Annotated in this window: 22 protein-coding genes and 1 pseudogene; 14 read left to right on the top strand and 9 right to left on the bottom strand. The window is 58.8% G+C overall.

Annotation, left to right across the window (positions count from 1 at the left end):
• The coding region (locus EGH21_RS20970) for an IS1595 family transposase (RefSeq protein WP_220620367.1) at positions 1-476 on the top strand (476 nt) is incomplete at its 5' end.
• A gap of 28 nt (positions 477-504) precedes the next feature.
• On the opposite strand, the pseudogene EGH21_RS24625 reads toward EGH21_RS20970, so the two are convergent.
• The 4 genes and pseudogenes from EGH21_RS24625 to merA form a co-directional block, all read right to left on the bottom strand.
• Positions 505-1,243, bottom strand: a pseudogene (locus EGH21_RS24625) (RNA-guided endonuclease InsQ/TnpB family protein); the annotation flags it as partial.
• A gap of 290 nt (positions 1,244-1,533) precedes the next feature.
• A complete protein-coding gene (locus EGH21_RS20980) occupies positions 1,534-2,307 on the bottom strand; it encodes a DUF63 family protein (RefSeq protein WP_220620368.1) in 774 nt (257 codons plus the stop codon).
• 63 nt (positions 2,308-2,370) lie between these two features.
• Positions 2,371-2,610, bottom strand: coding sequence for a glutathione S-transferase N-terminal domain-containing protein (locus EGH21_RS20985; RefSeq protein WP_220620369.1), 240 nt, complete (start codon positions 2,608-2,610; stop codon positions 2,371-2,373).
• A gap of 137 nt (positions 2,611-2,747) precedes the next feature.
• Positions 2,748-4,202 carry a mercury(II) reductase gene (gene merA, locus EGH21_RS20990; protein WP_220620370.1) on the bottom strand — a complete coding sequence of 485 codons (1,455 nt, stop codon included), beginning with the start codon at positions 4,200-4,202 and terminating at the stop codon, positions 2,748-2,750.
• Between the two features lie 78 nt (positions 4,203-4,280).
• Here merA and EGH21_RS20995 point away from each other — a divergent pair, with 78 nt between their 5' ends.
• A complete protein-coding gene (locus EGH21_RS20995; RefSeq protein WP_220620371.1) occupies positions 4,281-4,625 on the top strand; it encodes a winged helix-turn-helix transcriptional regulator in 345 nt (114 codons plus the stop codon).
• Positions 4,626-4,704: 79 nt separating this feature from the next.
• Positions 4,705-4,986 (top strand): winged helix-turn-helix domain-containing protein, encoded by a 282-nt coding sequence (locus EGH21_RS21000; protein WP_220620372.1) that lies wholly within the window; start codon positions 4,705-4,707, stop codon positions 4,984-4,986.
• Here EGH21_RS21000 and EGH21_RS21005 read toward each other — a convergent pair.
• Together EGH21_RS21005 and EGH21_RS21010 are read right to left on the bottom strand one after the other, a co-directional pair.
• Positions 4,983-5,768: a sulfite exporter TauE/SafE family protein gene (locus EGH21_RS21005; RefSeq protein WP_236035733.1), complete on the bottom strand. Its 786-nt coding sequence runs from the start codon at positions 5,766-5,768 to the stop codon at positions 4,983-4,985. The two genes, EGH21_RS21000 and EGH21_RS21005, sit on opposite strands and share 4 nt — an antisense overlap.
• Complete coding sequence (locus tag EGH21_RS21010) at positions 5,765-6,079, bottom strand: zinc-binding metallopeptidase family protein (RefSeq protein WP_236035734.1); 315 nt, start codon at positions 6,077-6,079, stop codon at positions 5,765-5,767. The genes EGH21_RS21005 and EGH21_RS21010 overlap by 4 nt, the downstream gene beginning before the upstream one ends.
• A 218-nt stretch (positions 6,080-6,297) precedes the next feature.
• Here EGH21_RS21010 and EGH21_RS21015 point away from each other — a divergent pair, with 218 nt between their 5' ends.
• The 3 genes from EGH21_RS21015 to EGH21_RS21025 all read left to right on the top strand — a co-directional run bounded on the left by EGH21_RS21015 (position 6,298) and on the right by EGH21_RS21025 (position 8,631).
• The gene (locus EGH21_RS21015; protein WP_236035740.1) at positions 6,298-6,996 is read left to right on the top strand and encodes a bacterio-opsin activator domain-containing protein; all 699 of its coding nucleotides are present in this window, start codon (positions 6,298-6,300) and stop codon (positions 6,994-6,996) included.
• A gap of 246 nt (positions 6,997-7,242) precedes the next feature.
• A complete protein-coding gene (locus EGH21_RS21020) occupies positions 7,243-8,079 on the top strand; it encodes an alpha/beta fold hydrolase (protein ID WP_220620374.1) in 837 nt (278 codons plus the stop codon).
• Between the two features lie 168 nt (positions 8,080-8,247).
• On the top strand, positions 8,248-8,631 hold the full coding sequence (locus tag EGH21_RS21025) for a cupin domain-containing protein (RefSeq protein WP_236035735.1): 384 nt from the start codon (positions 8,248-8,250) through the stop codon (positions 8,629-8,631).
• A gap of 84 nt (positions 8,632-8,715) precedes the next feature.
• Here the strand turns inward: EGH21_RS21025 and EGH21_RS21030 are convergent, their stop codons facing one another.
• Positions 8,716-9,756 (bottom strand): NAD(P)-dependent alcohol dehydrogenase, encoded by a 1,041-nt coding sequence (locus EGH21_RS21030; protein ID WP_220620375.1) that lies wholly within the window; start codon positions 9,754-9,756, stop codon positions 8,716-8,718.
• A gap of 95 nt (positions 9,757-9,851) precedes the next feature.
• Between EGH21_RS21030 and EGH21_RS21035 the strand changes: the two genes are divergently transcribed.
• Positions 9,852-10,904 (top strand): amidohydrolase family protein, encoded by a 1,053-nt coding sequence (locus tag EGH21_RS21035; protein WP_220620429.1) that lies wholly within the window; start codon positions 9,852-9,854, stop codon positions 10,902-10,904.
• 3 nt (positions 10,905-10,907) lie between these two features.
• Positions 10,908-11,732, top strand: coding sequence for an iron-sulfur cluster assembly protein (locus tag EGH21_RS21040; protein ID WP_220620376.1), 825 nt, complete (start codon positions 10,908-10,910; stop codon positions 11,730-11,732).
• Positions 11,733-11,815: 83 nt separating this feature from the next.
• Here the strand turns inward: EGH21_RS21040 and EGH21_RS21045 are convergent, their stop codons facing one another.
• The gene (locus tag EGH21_RS21045) at positions 11,816-12,340 is read right to left on the bottom strand and encodes an HTH domain-containing protein (protein ID WP_236035736.1); all 525 of its coding nucleotides are present in this window, start codon (positions 12,338-12,340) and stop codon (positions 11,816-11,818) included.
• A 345-nt stretch (positions 12,341-12,685) separates the two neighbouring features.
• On the opposite strand from EGH21_RS21045, the gene EGH21_RS21050 reads away from it, so the two are divergent.
• The 3 genes from EGH21_RS21050 to EGH21_RS21060 all read left to right on the top strand — a co-directional run bounded on the left by EGH21_RS21050 (position 12,686) and on the right by EGH21_RS21060 (position 15,433).
• Positions 12,686-13,117, top strand: coding sequence for a hypothetical protein (locus tag EGH21_RS21050; RefSeq protein ID WP_220620377.1), 432 nt, complete (start codon positions 12,686-12,688; stop codon positions 13,115-13,117).
• 13 nt (positions 13,118-13,130) lie between these two features.
• The gene (locus EGH21_RS21055; RefSeq protein ID WP_220620378.1) at positions 13,131-14,378 is read left to right on the top strand and encodes a M20 family metallopeptidase; all 1,248 of its coding nucleotides are present in this window, start codon (positions 13,131-13,133) and stop codon (positions 14,376-14,378) included.
• A 680-nt stretch (positions 14,379-15,058) separates the two neighbouring features.
• Entirely contained in the window at positions 15,059-15,433 is a 375-nt protein-coding gene (locus EGH21_RS21060; RefSeq protein WP_220620379.1) for a winged helix-turn-helix transcriptional regulator, read from the top strand.
• A 4-nt stretch (positions 15,434-15,437) separates the two neighbouring features.
• Here the strand turns inward: EGH21_RS21060 and EGH21_RS21065 are convergent, their stop codons facing one another.
• Positions 15,438-16,475 carry a two-component system sensor histidine kinase NtrB gene (locus EGH21_RS21065; protein ID WP_220620380.1) on the bottom strand — a complete coding sequence of 346 codons (1,038 nt, stop codon included), beginning with the start codon at positions 16,473-16,475 and terminating at the stop codon, positions 15,438-15,440.
• Positions 16,476-16,624: 149 nt separating this feature from the next.
• On the opposite strand from EGH21_RS21065, the gene EGH21_RS21070 reads away from it, so the two are divergent.
• From EGH21_RS21070 to EGH21_RS21080, 3 genes are read left to right on the top strand one after another with little or no spacing between them, the layout of a single operon-like run.
• Positions 16,625-17,182, top strand: coding sequence for a carboxymuconolactone decarboxylase family protein (locus EGH21_RS21070; protein ID WP_220620381.1), 558 nt, complete (start codon positions 16,625-16,627; stop codon positions 17,180-17,182).
• Positions 17,183-17,184: 2 nt separating this feature from the next.
• Positions 17,185-18,141 (top strand): sulfite exporter TauE/SafE family protein, encoded by a 957-nt coding sequence (locus EGH21_RS21075; protein WP_220620382.1) that lies wholly within the window; start codon positions 17,185-17,187, stop codon positions 18,139-18,141.
• A gap of 2 nt (positions 18,142-18,143) precedes the next feature.
• A complete protein-coding gene (locus tag EGH21_RS21080; protein WP_220620383.1) occupies positions 18,144-18,410 on the top strand; it encodes a MarR family transcriptional regulator in 267 nt (88 codons plus the stop codon).
• Positions 18,411-18,470: the final 60 nt, after the last annotated feature.

An 18,470-nucleotide genomic window follows, 5' to 3' on the forward strand; every position in this document is an offset into this window, starting at 1 on the left:
AAGGCCGCGAGCGCGACCAGGAGTCGCGCTCGCGTGGCCTGTCCACGCGTGGACGAGGATCGTACGACGGCGACAAACCGCCGGTGTTCACGCTGGTCGATCGTGGCTCGGACGATCGGTACGTCGTGCCAGCGAAATCCGCCGACGAATCGACCATTCGACTCCTGCTTGCTGACCACGACGAGGAGTCGCTGACCGTCTATACGGACGGATTTCGGGCCTACGATCCGCTCGAAGAAGACGACGCATTCACCCGCAAATACGTCGTCCACGGTGACGGAGAATACGCTGACGGCGACATCCACGTCAACAGCTGCGAGAGCCACGCGTCGCTGACGCGACGGTGGCTCTCGCCCCACCGAGGAGTGTCAAAAGACAAGCTAACACCGTATCTTAGAGCCTTTCAGCTCCGTTGCGAACTCTACAGAAAACCAGGTGACGAAGCGCTCAAACATGCTCTCGACGCCGCCCTCTGAAAATCAACAACGTGCTTCACAAGAGCGTCCGTTGTTTCTCCCAGTTGTTCGACCCTTTCTCCTTGCGAGACAACGTGCGTTGCTCGCGGCGCAGATGCTCGTAGTCGTCTGCGAGGTCTGGCCAGTCCACGGTCGTACCGTCCGAGGTGTGGATGTAGTTCTGGATGCCGAGGTCAACGCCAACGCTGTTGTTCGCGTCCAGCGAGCCCACGTCGGGTTTCTCCGACAGGTCAGCATCGTCGGTTTCCAATCCGAAGGAGACGAACCACTCGCCAGTCGTCTCCTTTTTGATCGTGACTTCTTTAATCGTGGTGTGGTCGGGAATCGGACGCGGGTACCGGAGTTTCACCCAGCCGATTTTGCTGAAGCGGACGTATGCGTACTTGCAGTGCCCCCTCTTTTCATCGAGGTCGAAGCCAGACTGGTTGTACGTCACACTCCGATAGTCGCTGGGTGCTTGCCGTTTGAGCCGACCAACGGTGGCCCCCCTTCCCTTTCATCTTGTGAAGGGTCGAGAGATTACGATAGAAGCGAGCGACGGTGGCTTGCGCGGCCTTCGAGTGCAGTTCAGCAAACACCGGCCACTTGCGCTTCCACTCGGGGAGTTTGTTGTTCTGGTCGTACTCGCTCGGCTTGTCGTCCTCTGGAGCTTGCTCGTAGTCTGAGCGGACGTGATTGTAGAGTTGACGATGAACGTCGATGTGATGTTCCAGCCGCTCCGCTACCTCTCCTGTCGGGTATGCTTGGTAGCGGTGACTGAAATCCATCGCTGTCTACTGGTCTGGAGTGTGTCTGATTAATGGTTTGTTTTGCGGATTGTCGGCTTCATCCCCGACCACGGTAGGTCGGGGTATTCGCCTCGCTTACCAATATAAATCCTGACCGGGTTGGTGCTTGACCCACCCTATCGGATCAGTAACAGGCAGGTCTGTGGACGTTCACCGACACGAATGGTCTTCTCCGAGGTAGGTTCCGCGTCCGTTTGACGAGACAATCCGGTTCAATTGAATTCTCCAACAGGGAGGGACAGAGGGGCTGACTGTGGTCCGATCCCCGGTTACTGGATTGTAAGCGCGAAGAGTGTGAGGTTGTGGACAGCAGGAATGAGACCGGCGCCGGCGGCGATGACTAGCAGGCCCACTGACTCTCGGTCCAGGTGATCTCTGTTTGTGTCGAGAACGGCTAAGACGAGCAATGCCGCCGTTATTTTTACGAGGAGAAAGAGTACGACGCCGGACGGGCCGACGCCGTCTCCGAACTGAATGATCGTTGCAGAGATCGGGTTCCGTTCGATCGTCCCGAGGCGCTCGAGTCCGATTCCCGTGGTCGTTGCGTCAAGGACGTGCGCAAAGAGGACCCCACCACCGAGCCACCCGTGGGTGGACAGATATCGATCCTGAACCGCTCGTAGGACAAGTCCGGTGATACCGATCGCTAGCACGATTGCAGCTGCGTTCCAGACGACAACTCGCCACTGGAGCGCCTCCGTTGCGAGAACACTTACTCCGCCGACGGTGATAGCTGTGAGGACACCGCTTACGGCTGTCCATCGAGCGATATCGTTCACATCGGCAGCATCGAGTATCAGCCACAGTCCTGCAACCAGCGTAGCAACTATGAGGTACACAGTGGGGCTCCGAACGAAGCCAGCGGCCAGTCCCGACATGGGTACTGAACGTCCGATAGCGACCGCGACACCGATGACGCCGAACCACGGAAGCGTAGCCGCGATGTCGACCGCAGTCACGGCAACGTGGCGACGACGCAGGGTCCACGCTATCGCGACAATTGAAAAGCTGGCGAGGGCAAATGAGATGACGGAGTCGATCATTTTGGCGATATTGGACAACGGTGTGCGGCGGGCAGCCGCTCTCGACAGTCCTCTAGAACTACGTCAGGCGTACGTGCTCTCAAGATGGGTGACGATGGCGTCGCTCTCTGCCATCCCCTCGACTCCGTGTTCGGGGTCAACGAGTACCGGCACCCCGGACTGACCGCTCACGGATTTCACTTCAAACCGGAGAAACCGGAAGGGAAGAACATTATGAGTCTCGTATTCTAAATCCAGTTCATCAAGCTTGTTTTCAACCTTCGCACAGTACGGGCAGCCGGGGAGTCGATAGAGTTCCAGCATTGGATCGTAGTAGAGAGTGAGCGTCGTCTCATTAAATACTCCTCGCGAATGCGAAACGAGTTCGCACGAGCGCTGTGGCTGTCAGAGTGAACGTCCAATCGAGAACGGGAGTTCTCAATATCTGCTTCGGAGGTGATTCACTCGATACAACAGCTCATTTTCGACGTGTCGCGACGGAACGCCTGACACGCCTGTTTGAACGCCTCGGAGAACGTCGGGAACGGGTGAACGGTATCGATGATATCGTCGACGGTGAGACCGAATTTCACCGCCAGCGTGGCTTCCATGATCATGTCGGCGGCACGGGGTCCGACCATGTGGACGCCGACGATCTCGTCGGTCTCGTGGTGCTTGACGACCTGGACGAGGCCCTCTGTGTTCTTGACAGCCTTCGCCCGCGGTACGTCCGCCATCTGGATGGTCCGGCACGAACAGGTGCCGTGCTCATCCATGGACTCCAGTTCGGTCGTGCCGACAGCAGCGACCTCGGGACTGGTGAAGACGACTGCGGGAACCGCGTCGTAATCAATGCTGACGCTCTCGTCTTCGAAGGCGTTCTTGACGGCGTGATTGCCCTCCTTGGCGGCGACCGTCTCCAGTTCGGGCTCGCCGATCACGTCGCCCGCCGCGTAGATGTCGGGATTGGTCGTCTGGAAATGCTCGTCGACACGAATCGTCCCGTCGTCGTTTGTTTCAACCCCTACCGTTTCCAGGCCGATGCCCTCGCTATTCGGCTGGACGCCGGTTGCGACGAACAGCGCGTCCCCGGTGACTGTCCGCTCGGTGCCGTCGACGACCGTTTCGACGGCGACGCCTGATTGGATCGCTTCGGCTCCACCGTCGGCTGCTGATGCGTGGACACGCTGGAAACCGTTGCCGGTGACCACCTTGATGCCTTCCGCCTCGAATGCGCGCTGCATCTCACGCCCGAGTTGGCCTTCCATGTCCGAGAGGAGGCGGTCGGAGCGCTGCAGAATCGTCACGTCGACACCAACGCGGTGGAGAATCTGGCCCCACTCGAGAGCGATGTAACCCCCGCCGAGCATCACGATACTCTCAGGGAGGTCGCGCTCCTTGAGGATCGTTTCGCTCGTGTAGTAATCGACGTCGTCGAGGCCGTCGATGGGCGGCGCCCACGGTGAACTGCCGGTCGCGACGAGCGCCTTTTCCCCAGTGATGCGCTCCCCCTCGTCGGCGCCGTCGACGACTTCGATGGTCGTGTCGTCGACCAGTTGGCCGTAGCCCTCGTAGATGTCGGTCTCGAAGTGCTCGGCGACATCGACGTAGTTCTCCTGGCGGAATCCCTTGACGAGTTCGTCGGTGCCGTCGAGTGCGTCGGCCCAGTCGACGGTCGGTTCCTCGGGGTATCGAACGGCGTTAAAGGGATTCTCCGACGCTGCAGCGCCGCTCTCGGCGACGGCAAGGAGATGCTTACTCGGGATACAGCCGACGTTCACGCAGGTTCCGCCGATGGGCAGGCCGGTATTCACCATCGCCGTCGAGAGATCCCGCCGGCACGCTTCAGTGATCGCGGCGAAGGCAGCGGCCCCTCCGCCAAGAATCACGAGATCATAGTCAGACATGCTGGTCATTCATGGCTATACTTTATGACGGGAAGTTCTTATACTTCGGAGTCCAAAGCTATAGAGTAAGTTCGAGACTACAAAGCTATGGCAGATACCACCGCAGACGCGCCCGTGTGCGATATCGACGGAACGTGCTACTGTCCGCTCACGGGTGTCATCGACACGCTGAGCCGGAAATATGCGATGCAACTCGTCAGCATCATCGGGGCGCACGATTCACTCCGGTTCGCGGAGATCGAAGAACATCTTCCGACGGCGAGTACTTCGACCATCTCGAAACGCCTCGACGAGTTCGAGGAAGCCGGACTGATCTCTCGGACCCAGTACAACGAGATTCCACCCCGTGTCGAGTACTCGCTGACCGACGATGGAGATGAGGTGCGAACCCGTCTCGAACCGCTGTTGGAATGGGCTTCGGCGGCCGAGTGACTCCGGCGAGTAGCCGGTTGTGTAATGTAAATGCACGTTCGATAGTCTATTAAGATGGTTCCGTGCCCTTCTGTTATTCATGCCTGAACAGCCGTCTCTGTCACCTCAGGAAACTTCTGCTGACCTTGCGGATCTCCCGCCGAGCGCCAAACTCGTCGCAAAAATGCTCGAATACGAGGGCGATAGCACGCAGTCGGAGCTCGCTGAGTCAACGCTTCTCCCGCGCCGCACCGTTCGATATGCTCTCACGGAACTCGAAAAAAACGGGATCGTCTCCTCCCGTATCTCGTTCATGGATGCGAGACAGCGGATCTACTCACTCGAATTGGGTGACGGCCAACGTGTTGGCACCGGCGCTTAGGTCAGTCCTAATCCACCGCCAACCAGACGAAATCCAACGACAGTGAGGAGACCGAAGACGACGAGTCTGCGAGACCGCTCGCTGGCAGTCATTCGGAGGCGCTTCCCGACAGCGACCCCGATTGCGGCCGGGATGGCAGCGACGACGGACGCGAACAGGACGGTCTGGCTGGGATACAGCCCGAATAGACCCGCCACACCAACGCGGATCCCGTTGAGCCCCAGAAATACGAGGGCGACGACGCCGACGAATAACCCGTGGGAGAGGTCGAAGATCCGCAGATACGCGATGAGCTGTACCCCGACGTTCGTCCCTCCGAACAGCAGTCCTGAAATGCTGCCGACGCCGACCATCCCAACTCGCGTTTGAGCGAACGAACCGATTCCACCTGCCGACCACTCCGGGAGGGAGATTCGTCGCTGGGCGGTCGCGACGAACCCGAGCGTCAATACTCCGAGACCGAGACGCAGCGGGGTGGTCGGAAGACTACTCAGGACGGCCATCCCGACAACCGTGCCGACCAGTGCTGCACCGATGAGTGGGGCAAACCGTTGACTACAGGTTCGCAGCTCTTCCCGGGTGAGATCTCGTACTAGCGAGAGATTCACCGCGAGAATGGGGATGATCATGAAAACAACTGCCGTTGCCGGATCGATTACCGTTGCAAGCGCCATCGTCCCGACGAGGGCGAACCCGAAGCCAGCGAGTCCATTCGTCGTCCCGGCGACCAGAATAACGAGCGTCATCAGCGCCACTGTCGGCCCCCCGATGGCTGCAATCATTTGTCAGCGCTCGTAAGCTGCTCGTAGAGGACTGGGAGTGTCCCGTAGCTGATGGCGTTTCGAACCAGGGCCTCGGTCGTCGTGTACTCGTCAGTTCCGTGCGCTGTCTGGGTCCGGAAGCCGAACTCGACCGTTGGAATCCCCTCGTGTCGAAGCACTTTGGCATCACCGCCACCGGTTGCGCTCCGCCGGTAGACTTGGTCGTCGACGACGTGGTCGGCTGCCCGCGCGCTCGCTTCGACGATCGGACTCCCGAGCGGCTCGTACGAACCACGGGTCCACGAGATATCAGTGATCTCGATGCCGTCCATCCCGGCCAAACAGTTCCGGATCCCGCTAAGCGCGTCTCTGGTGTCGACACCGGCCGTCAATCGAATATCGACTCTACTTCGTGAACGAGGCGGCGTCACGTCGCTGCAACTTCTCTCGGCTCGGTCTCCTAGCTCGCCGCAACGGACTGGTGGTTTGACGCGGCGCTCGTAATACCCCCTATCTCTTATTTGCGCGCTTGTTAATATCTATCATGGGAATGACGAGCGTCGATCCGACCGGCTCAGCAGTCAAACTCGAATTCGAGCTTCTGGATCGTGACTGTTTCTTCGTCGATGCATCCGCCGTCGCTGACTGTCGAGTCACCCTTGAACATATGGTGAACCGTTCCGATGATCGGCTACTGGAGTACTTTACCGTGGAAGGGACGGCACCTGATCGCGTTCTCTCCATGGTCGAGGAGACGGCAGTTATCGACGAGGCGCGGCTAATTAGCCGGGGGGTTGACGGCGGCCTGTTCGAGTTCGTTGTTTCGGGCCCCTGCGTGACGACTACCCTCGCTGATACGGGGGCCATCGCACGATCAGTGCTGGCTGACGAAGGGATCGGTGAGATTGTCGCAGACGTGCCCGCCCACGTCGACGTCAGGCGGGTCGCCGAACAGTTCGGAGACCAGTATCCGGAGTCGACGCTCACTGCCTGCCGAAACTCCAACGAACCGGTTCCGGTCCGGACCGAGTCCGGGGTTCACGCGACGATGGCCGACCAGCTCACCGACAAGCAACAGGAAGTGCTCCGAACCGCCTACCTGAGCGGCTACTTCAGCTGGCCACGACGGTCCAGTGCCGAGGAGTGTGCCGACGCGCTCGGCATCGCACAATCGACGTTTAGCCAGCACATCCGGACTGCCGAGGAGAAGGTCATCGGGCGGCTGTTCGAAAGTGGCGTCGAGCAGTGACTGTCAGCGACTGACCGTCCGACAGAGAAGTTATTGTTGCTTCGAAACCGGCTGCTGTCCGATTCCATTGAGAGGGCTCATCGTAGCCGAACGGATAGAGCAAGCCTGCCAACCGAGGTGTTCGATTCTATCGAGAGAGTGAATCTATCCACCACTACGATAATCCGTATAAAAACCGGTCCTATGAACATAGGGACTAGCGCTTTGCGCCTTTCTACCAAAGCATCTGCGAGGTCAAGAGTGACGATGACGACAACCTACGACGAATGGACTGCGGCACAGGACAGCACGACGGTGACCGTGGACGACCACGAGATCGAGATGACGTACCGCGACGAAGGCAGTGGTGACCCCGTCGTCTTCCTCCACGGTATCCCGACAAACTCGTACCTCTTTCGCGACCAGTTCGACGCGGTTGCTGCGGAACGGCGTGCAATCGCGCCGGACATGATCGGCTACGGCAACTCCGCGATGTACGACGGATTCGACCGGTCAATCCGCGCCCAGGAGCTTGCGATCCGGAGTCTCGTTGACGAGCACGACTTCGATACCATCGACTTCGTCGGGCACGATCTCGGTGGCGGTGTGGGTTTACGCTACGCGGCCCGGACGCCAGACGCGATCGACCGGCTGGTCCTGTCGAACTCTGTCGCCTACGACTCCTGGCCGATCCAGACGATCACCGACCTCGGCCTGCCCGAGACGGCACGAGAAACGAGCGTTGAGGAACTCCAGGGGATGCTCGATGGGCTGTTCCGGGACACGCTCTTCGGCGACGACCACGACGAAGCATTCCTTGACGGAATGAAGGCGCCGTGGGCCTCTGAGGAAGGCGTCACCTCCGTCGTGCGCAACGCGAGTGCGACAAACACCAGCCACACGACGGAGGTTGATCCGAGTGACGTAACCGCCGACACGCTCTTGCTGTGGGGAACCGAAGACGAGTTCCAGCCGATCGAATGGGCGGAACGACTCGAAGCCGACATCGACTCCTGTGAGCTGATCGGTCTCGAAGCGAACCATTGGGTTCCGGAGGATCGGACGGCAGAGTTCACCGACCACCTGACCGAGTTTCTGCTGTGAACCGCTTCGGGATCAAACCCCGAGGCGCTCGGCCTGCTCCGCCTGTAGACGAATCTCCGTCTGACACACCACTCGCTTGCCGTCTTTTATATTCTCGGCCCGAATAGGACACGCATCGAGAAGGTTCGCATCGACGAGGTAAACAACAGCGTCCAGCCGGCGGCAGTAATGCGCCACCTCACAGAGCCGCTCGGTGTCACCGACCTCGCGATCAACTACTACGAGCACGAACCCGGCGATAGCTTTGTGTTCGCCTACCACAACCACGAGGTACAGGAGGAACCGTTCTACGTTCAGTCGTGGACGGCGACGTTCAAGACCGAGGCCGATCCGGTGGCGGTCGACGAAGGCGAGATTATCCGATTCGACCGTGAGGAGTTCCAGCGTGGCTGGAATCGGGGAGACGAAAGCGTCCGCGCGCTCGCGCTCGGCGCACCGCTGGAGTACTGGGAGCAACGCAAACTGCGACACTGTCCGGAGTGCAAGACCGACACGGAGGGGCGACTGGAACGAACCGATGACGAGAGTACAGTCGTTGCCTACTGCAAGTGATGCAACGCGGAGACAGGACGGTGGTTCCAGGGATCGATGAAGGGCGAAGTTCCGTAGTATTGTTCGATCCCCATCCTTCGCTACCTATGGGCGGATCACCGCTCGACCCTCGATCTCACCATGTTCGAGTTTTTCAGCGACTACGTTGACATCGTCGAGGTCGTAGTAGGACGTGTGTAGATCGACCTCGTCCTGCTCGACCAGAGCGACGAGTTCCTGAAGCTCCGAGAACTGTCCGACGATATTACCTACGTAGGAAAATTCACCGTTGACAAGTGCCTGAGCGGGTTCGTGGATGTGGCCGCCGTAGCCGATGATGTGGTGGTCGCCACCGGCGGCGGTGATGTCGGGGGCGTACTCGGTCGTCACATCCGCACCGACGAAGTCAAGCACCTGTGTTGCACCTGTGCCGTCGGTGACGCTGTCGATGAACTCGCGTACGTCGTCTTTCTCGGGATTGACAGTGTGGTCGACGCCGAGGTCCTCGGCCAGTTCGAGTGCCTCGTCTTTCAGGTCGACTGCGGTGATCTCTGCCGCACTCATCGCGTCGAGACACTGGACGCCGATATGACCGAGGCCGCCGACACCGATGACGGTGGCGTGGTCACCGGGATTCAGCTCGGCGACTGCCTTCTTTGCGGCGTGATAGGCAGTGATCCCGGCGTCGGCGTGGGGTGCGATCTCTGCCGGATCGACGCCATCGGGCAGCGGGATCACCGACCGCTCGCTGGTCAGCAGGTACTCGGCGAACCCGCCGTCGATCGTCAATCCGTTGAACGACTGGTTCTCGCAGTACATCGTCTCGCCGAGTCGACAGGGTCGACAGGTTCCACACGTCTGGACCGGATGGCAGATGACCTGGTCGCCCTCTGAGACGATGTCAACCTCGTCACCTGTTTTGAGGACTCGACCGGCGTTTTCGTGGCCAAGCGTCATCGGCAGGTCCTGGTCGACGTACTCGTCCCACATTCCTTCGATGATGTGGTTGTCCGTCTGGCACCATCCGGCACCGATCACCTCGACGAGGACGCCGTCCGACCGCTCGATTGTCGGTCGGTCGATCTCCTCGATCGTCAGTCCCTCGCTCATGTCGTCCGTGTACTCGTGGAGTCGTGCTGCGTGCATGTCACACTCTAACAATAGCACCACTCTGCCTAAGAAGTACGCCTATAGTTATCGGTAAAATCACTATTGCCGTGTGTTACCACTATCCAAGAGCAATGTACACGCACAACGGCGAAGACGTGTTCGTCATCGACGGACACATCCACCTCTGGGACGCGACAGAGGAGAACATCGTCCACGAGGGCGGCGAACAGTTCATCCAGTGCTTCTACGACTACCACACGGCGTTCACGCCCGAGGAAGAGCAGTGGGACATGGACACGTACCGGCAGTACGGAGCCGAACGAATGATCCAGGACCTCTTCCGAGACGGCTACGTCGACATGGGTATCTTCCAGCCGACGTACCTGACTGACTTCTACGACGAGGGGTTCAATACGACCGATCAGAACGCCGAACTCGCCGAGGAATATCCCGAGCGGTTCGTCCTCAATGGAAGCTTCGACCCGCGGGACGGCGACGAAGGAATCGCCCACCTCGAACGCCTCAAGGACGACTATGACATCCAGGGCGTGAAGCTCTACACGGCGGAGTGGCGCGGCGACTCGAAGGGCTGGCGCCTCGACAGCGAGGAATCGTTCCGTTTCCTTGAGAAGTGCGCCGAACTCGGGATCGAGAACATCCACGCCCACAAGGGACCGACGATCCGGCCGTTGAACCGCGATGCCTTCGACGTTGGCGACGTCGACGACGCGGCCACGTCGTTCCCGGATCTCAACTTTATCGTGGAACACGTCGGCTTCCCGCGTGTGGACGACTTCTGTCACATCGCCACCCAGGAGACTAACGTCTACGGCGGACTTGCCGTCGCGGCGCCATTCGCTCAGAACCGCCCGCGGAAGTTCGCCGAGATGATGGGTGAACTCCTGTTCTGGGTTGGCGAAGACAACCTCCTCTTCGGCAGCGACTACGGCATCTGGGAGCCCGACTGGCTCGTTCCGGCAGTGATGAACGCGGAGTTGACCCAGGAGGAACGAGCCGAGTACGGCGTCGAACTCTCCCCAGACGTCAAGCGAAAGATCATGGGAGAAAACGCGGCACAGCTCTACAACATCGACATCGAGGAAAAGAAAGAACAGTTCCGCGACGACGCGATCAGCCAGGAGTTTGAGCTCGGCGACAGCTACGAGGAGGCATCGGCGGACTGAACCATGGCGACGACAGATCCACCGGACTCACCGGGCTCGACGAACCACTCGGAGATAGCCCACTCCTCGGTGACCACCGACAAGTCGGTCGATCTCGACGCCATCCGCGACCGTCTCGACCACGTCCACGACCCTGAACTGGATCGCTCTATCGTCGAACTCCAGTACGTCGAAGCGATCGAGATCGACGATGGGGCAGTGACCGTTGCGTTCGTGCTTCCGACGGCCTGGTGTTCGCCTGCCTTTGCGTGGATGATGGCGACGGGTATCCGAGACGAAGTTGAGGTGGTTTCCGGCGTCACGTCCGTTACTGTCCGTCTCTCGGACCACATGCACGGCGACGAGATCACGACCGGTGTCAATCAACGTCGCTCCTTCGACTCTGTGTTCGAGGACGCCGAAGACGGCATCATGGCTGTCCAGCAAAAACTCGACGAGAAGGCCCGGTTCGCTCGCCAACACAGCGCGATCAAGGCCCTCCAACAGGGCGGACTTGATCCCGATCAGATCGCGCCACTGACGCGGGCCGACATCGAACTTGATTTCAGTTCTGATTTGGCGGCTGTAACCGTCCAAGATGGCGCACTGACGGTCACCGTGGCGCGCGACCCACTGGCCGAGTATCTCAACAAGGCCCGAGAGACGGGCCTCGTTGCTGACGAGAGCGATCGTCTGTTCGCTGACCGCGAAGGCGAGCCGCTAGCTTCCGACCCGGAGTCGTTCGAATCGATTGTCCGTGACGCGCGGCTCGCTGCCGCGAACATCGAGGGCCAGGGGGCGATCTGCGAATCGCTCCATGAATCTCGGAACGGGGTCCACTTCGACTGATTGGTTCAAAAACTAGGCAAAATCAATTCGCTTCTTGAGAGACTCGGTCGGCGAGAGAACCACACAGTCGATCCACGTTGGCCTCAGGCAGACAGATCCTGTTCTCCGGCGGAATCACTGACCGATTCAAGCGTCGTTACCAGTTCCGCGACAGAGTGTTGCGCGTCGTTTTCTGCGCATGGCGTGACCAGAACTAGATCGTCGTCATCAAACACTGCAACAGCGATTCGTGGGAATTGATGCCCCGTTACCGTCGTCCTCGTCAGCGTAGAGTCGACGCATCGATCTCGAAATCCAACGAGGTCTACCCCGAACTCGCTCGCCCACGCCCCAAATCGCTCAAATCGATTGAGAAGGAACTGTCCAGTGTCTGTTGCTGCAGCGGCCGTCGATTCGCAGACGCAATCTCCAGTGACATAGAGATCGACCGTCTCGATATCGCCTTCAGCCTCCAGTGTCCGTAGTCTGCGGATGAGGTCCTCCTGTTGTGGTCTGGCTGTCCCGGGTGCCAGCGATCGAACGAACACCTCGATACGGAAAAAAGAGTGCCCGCCCCCGAGGTGATTGTAGAGCATTGTCATCTCGTCGCTCCACTGTTGTCTCTCCATCGGTGTCCCATATCAACACATGTTACGAGGACATCATAACTGGCGGGTAAAACCCAGGTAACGGCGTTATGGCATAGTAAGTGCTAGACAACCAGACAGAAGTCTACCCTTCTCGGATGTTTTTATGAGATAACCTAATGAACGTAATTTTCGAAGAAGCTGTACCGCTTGAGAACTGCGTTCGCGCCCACCCAGAGCGCTGGACGGTAACGGACTTAGAAACCCAGAATGAGTTACGGTGACGTAACCAACTAATCCGAACGTTACACCCGGTTTATTACTTACTGTGCAGTATGTAGTTACTGGAGGTAACCTACAGACGCAATACGCGTCAGGAACTCACCCATGGTAAGCATACTCAGCGGTTTGGTCGGCGGATTGGTCGCAACAATAGTTATGACGATGTTCATGATGGCACTCGGAGACGACTCACCCCCACCGACGGCAGCCCTCTGGGCGAAGTATGTCGGCGACGAAGGTCCCGAGTCGTACATGATGCAAGGCATGGCGTTGCACATGCTGTATGGCATTGGTGCCGGGGCAGTCTTTGCTGTCGTTGTGACAGCGCTCGGCTTCGGCGTCGGTCCCGGTGCGCTCACTACGAGCCTGCTGTGGGCAGTCGTGTACGGGCTTGTCCTGACCGTCGTCGGCGCGGTGTTCTGGATGCGAGTCGTCCTTGCGATGGAGCCCGAGCCGGCTATGGTTGGCATGTTCACGCTGTTCCATCTGGTGTACGGGATCGTTCTCGGCGCGATGGTAACGTACGTCCCGTTGTGAGCTACCACAGACGATGGAGGACTCTGAGACGGCAGCTGGTACCGACGACAACCGTGATCGGCTGGTGACGACGGCGCTGGACCTACTCTCAATTGACACGCAAAACCCACCCGGAGAAACCGCCGCCGCCGTCTCGTACGTGGAACAGAAACTCGAATCGGCTGGTCTTGTCACACGAAGACTTGCTGACGACGAGTCCGAGGGTATAGTTGCATGGATTGAGGGGCATCCGAAACCAGAACTCGTGTTCAGCGGCCACCTAGATACGGTGCCATACACCGAGAGTGAGTGGTCAGTAGACCCATTGGGCGAGCGTGATGGCGATATCGTCTACGGCAGAGGTGCCTCTGATATGAAAGGTGCCGTCGCCGGAATGTTGACAGCGGCGCGCAGTCTTGCGACGGTCGATAAAAATGGATCAATCCCAGTGGGGTTCGCCTTTGTTACTGACGAGGAGACGGGCGGTGGGGACGCAGTTTTGCACGGGCTTGACGCGTTCGAGAGCCCCCCATCGGCATGCGTCATCGGCGAATTGTCGGGGACGCCGGACCGTCCAGCCGTCGCCGTGGCAGACAAAGGAAGCATCTGGCTGACCCTGTCCTCGACAGGTGAGGGAGCTCACGGTTCCCGGCCGATGCTTGGAGAGAACGTCGTCGATAGGTTGTACGCGACGGTTGATGCTTTTCGCGAGGAACTTCACGCTGTGCGCTTCGACCTGCATCCCGATGTCCAGCGCATCCTCACTCAATCGGTCGCCTACTATTCACCGCTGATGGGCGAGGACACCGCTTGGGACCTGTTCGAGCGCCCGACCGTGAGCCTTGGAACGTTTGAGGGGGGTGACAATATAAACAGTGTTCCCGTGACCGCTCGTGCGACGATCGACGTGCGGTTGACGGCGAGTGTCGCTACCAAACCGATTCTGGACCGCATCCGCACGTTCGTTGAGAAACAAACTGGCGTGACACTATCGTCCGTCAAGTGGAGAGACGGTACCTACGAGTCACCCGACGCGCCGCTCGTTGAGGCCGTCCAGCGCGCCGGACGCACGGTCACCGGACGCAAGCTATTGGCTCGGAGCGCCACCGGCGGCGGTGACGCCAAGACACTGCGAGACCGAGGCATCTCGACTGTCGAATTCGCGCTCGGGACGGAGACGGCACACGCCGTCGACGAGCGAACGACGGTCGATGCGCTCGCACACACTGCTGAAATATACGCTGCCCTCCCGGCGGCGCTAGAGGCGGTAGATGGCGAGTGAAAACCGAGTGAGTCCCACCTCGGGGCGTTACGCCACCGTTAGTAGCGATTGATATGGTTGGCTCACATGGATACAATATGCTAATCAATGGAGATAGAGCACTGGATCTTACGCTTCCGGGTGTTCCAGCCGACCGATCGGCTGACGTCGAACAATATCGGTTGTCCGACGCACTCGGATCCAAGCCGGTGTTGCTGAATTTCTACTTTTTCGATGGTGAACTACCCCACCCTACTCACTCGCCACAGTAGTGCCTCACTCCTTGAGGGTGGGGTAGTTCACTCCGGAGTGTCGACAGACCAGTTGCGATATACACGACCTGTCGTGGTTTGATTTCGGCTGACAGTACGTTCAATCACCGTGGGTTCGCCCATTAAGAGGGACTGGACTAGCCGCTACTCTCCGACAGCGACGGGGCTATCGCTGAAACGTACGACGTGTTGTGCAACGAGTTTCAGGGACATCGACGTATCGCGATGCGTATCGTATTCTTTGTGGTTCAGACGCAGACGATCCGATACGTGTAGTGCGCTGATAATCCTGGCGAACAACCAAACTGGGAAGCCGCCAAACGTGCTGTCGAAACGGTCAAATAGTCGATCTATGAGGATGATAGTATATAGTAAGTTAGTTACGTAGAGTAATTATATAGTCCTACAGGACGAACAGTTCAGCATAGCATGCATGACTCGTCCGACGGACTTCAGGTGTGGTGCGCTGGGGAAGAGTGGTGTCCCGTCACCTCGACGGCGACGCTCATTTGCCGGAAGTGGCATCCGGTGATTATCCATCGACTCCTCAATGACGGACCGCTCGGGTTCAGCGCATTACAGGATCAAGTCGACGGTGTCTCAAGTAAGGTCCTCTCCGACAGTCTGGAGGATCTCCAAGAAAAGAAACTGATCGAGCGCTCGATAGTTAGCGAGCAACCGTTCCGTGTTGAGTACTCGCTGACCGAGCGGGGGAGCGAACTCGAACCAGTAGTAAGTGCGATGGAAAATTGGGGTAAGCGGCATCTCCAGCCGCCAGAAGACGAGCATAGCGGCCGGTTTTGACTGCTCAAACAAAAGTGACGCCCGTGATTTCGAACGCTGCACCTCCGGCCTCACTGTCCGAGACATCGATATCCCAGCCGTGAGCCGCTACGATGTCCGCTACGATCGCTAGCCCGAATCCGGTGCCACTGTCGATTGTTGTGTATCCCCATTCGAATACCTGGTCCTGTTCTGTTGGTGGCACCCCAGGACCATCGTCACTCACGACGAACCCGTCGTCGGTCGCCCAGAGTGTGACTGTAACGTCAACCGGACCGTGGTCCACCGCATTTCGAAAGAGGTTGTCGAACAGTTCTCGGAGTTGATCGCCGTCTGCCACCAAATTGACGGCTGCATCCGTCCGTAAGGTAGCGTTCGCTGTCTGAACTTGTTCCCACGCTTTTGTCCCGACGGTTTCGAGGTCAACGGGGCTGAGATTATTTTTATCAACGCTCTCGGCCCTCGCCAACGTCAGGACGTTATCCAAGATGGCATCTATCTCTCTGATAGTAGTTTCTATTTTATTGAAGTGTTGCTTTTTACCGGTCTCGCGGGCGAGTTCGAGTTGGCCGTGTAATGTCGTCAGTGGGTTCCGTAGGTCATGAGAGACCGTTCGCGCGAACCGGTCTAACCTTTTTACCTGCCGTTCGAGTTCGCGTTGGCGGCGGACGCGTTCGGACACATCTCGGAGGATCGCGATCATTCGCGTCTGTTCTGACGACGCAGCCTCCGATTCCAGTGTGGCCCCGGACACCTCTGTCGGGATCTCTCGACCGTCTTTTGTTATGCAAGTCAAATTGTCGGTCCACCCAGACCCGGTCTGTTGCACGTCGGCGATGAACGACTCGCGCACGCGGTCCATATCGTCTGGGTGAATCACGCTCGGATCCAGTGACAGAAGCGTCTCACGATCGTATCCAAGCAGCTCACAGGCAGCTGGATTCACGTCAACGAACGATTCGGTGCCGAAATCGACAACCATGATGGCGTCGTTACTGTACCGAAAGATCTTCGCGTACCGTTCGCTTAGGTCGGTGTCGTCGTTCGGGGTACTCTCGTCCATGTCGGTCCTCGGATACAGATATTAATCAGAGAGACAATTTGTACATATCTAACTCTTTTGTAACACGTACGTAACCTCCCTTTGCAAGCAGCAACCACGTTACGTTCGGGTGAGCTACGGTTATTGTAGACCCGCAGCTTTCTTTTGACGTGACCCGACTCGAACTCCTCGATATCGACGACATACCCGAATCGTATCATCACCTGTTCACGGATGACTATCTGGGCGACCGCCACATATTCCGGGTGTGGGCGCACAACCCGGAACTACTCGAGGCGACGCTGGAGTACCTGAACACGCTGTACGACCAGCTGACTCCACGGACGAAGGAACTGGTCATCCTCACGGTCGCACGGGCCCGAGGCGCCCGTTACGAGTGGCACCAACACGTAGACATCGCCCGCGACAAAGGCGTCACGACCGACGAGATGCGGGCTATCGGTGGTGGAGACTTTTCTGTTTTCGACAACGCCGAGTTCGTCTTGGTCCAGTACGCCGAGGCTGTCGCGGCCGGCACGGTGACCAACCAGATTCACGACGCGCTCGCGCACGCGTACTCGCCGGCGGAAATCGTGGCAGTCGGCCTGTTGGTCGACTTCTATGTGGGTCTGTGTAACTACGTCGCTTCAGTCGATCTCCCGTTCGAGGGCGGCGAGTTCGTCGGCTGGACGCCCGACGACGAGACCATTGAGACCCGATTTGCCTGAGAATGGAGGTCCCAGTCGACGGCAACCGCTTCGTGGTTCTGGGCACAGCTGGGGCTATCGTGATGGCAGTCGTATCCGGACAGTTGTCGGCCGTCGGCGCGTTCCCCATGGAGCAGTTCCTCGCTCACTGGTGGGTGTTCCCGGCGTCGATCGCGTTCGCGACTGTGGCGTTGTCGTCCGGCGTCTCTGGGGCGCTGTTCTTCAGCCCCTTCTTCATGCTCGTCGTGGGCCTCACGCCTTCCCAGGCAATTGGGGCGGGCCTGTTGACCGAAGTGTTCGGAATGGGCAACGGCTTGCGGTCGTACGTAAAACAGCGCATCGTCGATTTCCAGACCGCTAAGTGGCTGCTTGCAGGGTCGGTCCCGGCCATCGTCGTTGGTGCGTTCGCCGCCCACTTCGTTGATCCGACTCTCCTGAAGCTCATCTTCGGTGCCGGACTGCTCTTACTGGGTGGCTTTCTCGTCTACTACGAGTCTCCCGAACGATGCGAACCGGGGGAGTGTGAGGGCGAGTTCCTGAAAAAAAAGAACACCGGGAGAGGCAGTACGGAGATAAAAGCCGCCGACGGCGAAAGCTTTCGGTACGACACGTGCTGGCGGCCACCGGGCGTGGCCCTCTCGACGGTCGGTGGGTTCGTCACTGGACTCATCAGTGCTGGCCTGCCGGAAATCGTCACGACACAACTTATCGTCCGCTGCCGTATCCCGCCCCGTGTTGCAGTCGCCACGAGTGTCTTCGTGCTCGGTATCACCGCTGTCGCCGGTGCCGTGGTCCACGCCCTGACTGCGACACCGGTCTGGTACGTCGTGGCGTGGTCGATTCCGGGCGTCCTCATCGGCGGAACTATAGGCACCCGAGTCGGTAAGTATGTCCCAAGTGAATTGATGGAGACAGGATTGGGTGTCGTTTTCGCTATCGTCGGGGGCATCGTGTTGGCACTGGAACTAGTCGTGGGGTGACCGTGCGGCCGCGTAACCTTCCAGAGCACCGGCGCAGTCAGCTCTCCGAGTGTCCGCCCAGCGCGAAACTAATTTATATTACACTCGTCCACGAGGGACCGCTAACTCAGGGACAACTCGTCGACGAAACGACCCTCCCGAAACGAACTGTTCGCAGCGCGCTGGATAGACTGGAACGTCTGGGGTTTGTTGATTCGGAAGTACACTTCCCCGATGCCCGGAAAAAAGTGTTCCAACTCTTCGTTGACGAATCAGAACCAGACGCGTGATTGCTGGCGACGGTGGCGCTCAATTCCAGTCTCGTTCACAGTATTTCGGGAGGTACACCC

Origin of the sequence: Haloarcula rubra (assembly GCF_019599465.1) — an archaeon.
Taxonomy (GTDB): Archaea; Halobacteriota; Halobacteria; order Halobacteriales; family Haloarculaceae; genus Haloarcula; species Haloarcula rubra.

Excerpts from the sequence above, each read along its gene's own strand:
- EGH21_RS20980 (WP_220620368.1), bottom strand. The coding sequence starts at position 2,307 with ATGATCGACTCCGTCATCTCATTTGCCCTCGCCAGCTTTTCAATTGTC.
- EGH21_RS20985 (WP_220620369.1), bottom strand. The coding sequence starts at position 2,610 with ATGCTGGAACTCTATCGACTCCCCGGCTGCCCGTACTGTGCGAAGGTT.
- merA (WP_220620370.1), bottom strand. The coding sequence starts at position 4,202 with ATGACCAGCATGTCTGACTATGATCTCGTGATTCTTGGCGGAGGGGCC.
- EGH21_RS20995 (WP_220620371.1), top strand. The coding sequence starts at position 4,281 with ATGGCAGATACCACCGCAGACGCGCCCGTGTGCGATATCGACGGAACG.
- EGH21_RS21000 (WP_220620372.1), top strand. The coding sequence starts at position 4,705 with ATGCCTGAACAGCCGTCTCTGTCACCTCAGGAAACTTCTGCTGACCTT.
- EGH21_RS21005 (WP_236035733.1), bottom strand. The coding sequence starts at position 5,768 with ATGATTGCAGCCATCGGGGGGCCGACAGTGGCGCTGATGACGCTCGTT.
- EGH21_RS21010 (WP_236035734.1), bottom strand. The coding sequence starts at position 6,079 with ATGGACGGCATCGAGATCACTGATATCTCGTGGACCCGTGGTTCGTAC.
- EGH21_RS21015 (WP_236035740.1), top strand. The coding sequence starts at position 6,298 with ATGACGAGCGTCGATCCGACCGGCTCAGCAGTCAAACTCGAATTCGAG.
- EGH21_RS21020 (WP_220620374.1), top strand. The coding sequence starts at position 7,243 with ATGACGACAACCTACGACGAATGGACTGCGGCACAGGACAGCACGACG.
- EGH21_RS21025 (WP_236035735.1), top strand. The coding sequence starts at position 8,248 with ATGCGCCACCTCACAGAGCCGCTCGGTGTCACCGACCTCGCGATCAAC.
- EGH21_RS21030 (WP_220620375.1), bottom strand. The coding sequence starts at position 9,756 with ATGCACGCAGCACGACTCCACGAGTACACGGACGACATGAGCGAGGGA.
- EGH21_RS21035 (WP_220620429.1), top strand. The coding sequence starts at position 9,852 with ATGTACACGCACAACGGCGAAGACGTGTTCGTCATCGACGGACACATC.
- EGH21_RS21040 (WP_220620376.1), top strand. The coding sequence starts at position 10,908 with ATGGCGACGACAGATCCACCGGACTCACCGGGCTCGACGAACCACTCG.
- EGH21_RS21045 (WP_236035736.1), bottom strand. The coding sequence starts at position 12,340 with ATGGAGAGACAACAGTGGAGCGACGAGATGACAATGCTCTACAATCAC.
- EGH21_RS21050 (WP_220620377.1), top strand. The coding sequence starts at position 12,686 with ATGGTAAGCATACTCAGCGGTTTGGTCGGCGGATTGGTCGCAACAATA.
- EGH21_RS21055 (WP_220620378.1), top strand. The coding sequence starts at position 13,131 with ATGGAGGACTCTGAGACGGCAGCTGGTACCGACGACAACCGTGATCGG.
- EGH21_RS21060 (WP_220620379.1), top strand. The coding sequence starts at position 15,059 with ATGCATGACTCGTCCGACGGACTTCAGGTGTGGTGCGCTGGGGAAGAG.
- EGH21_RS21065 (WP_220620380.1), bottom strand. The coding sequence starts at position 16,475 with ATGGACGAGAGTACCCCGAACGACGACACCGACCTAAGCGAACGGTAC.
- EGH21_RS21075 (WP_220620382.1), top strand. The coding sequence starts at position 17,185 with ATGGAGGTCCCAGTCGACGGCAACCGCTTCGTGGTTCTGGGCACAGCT.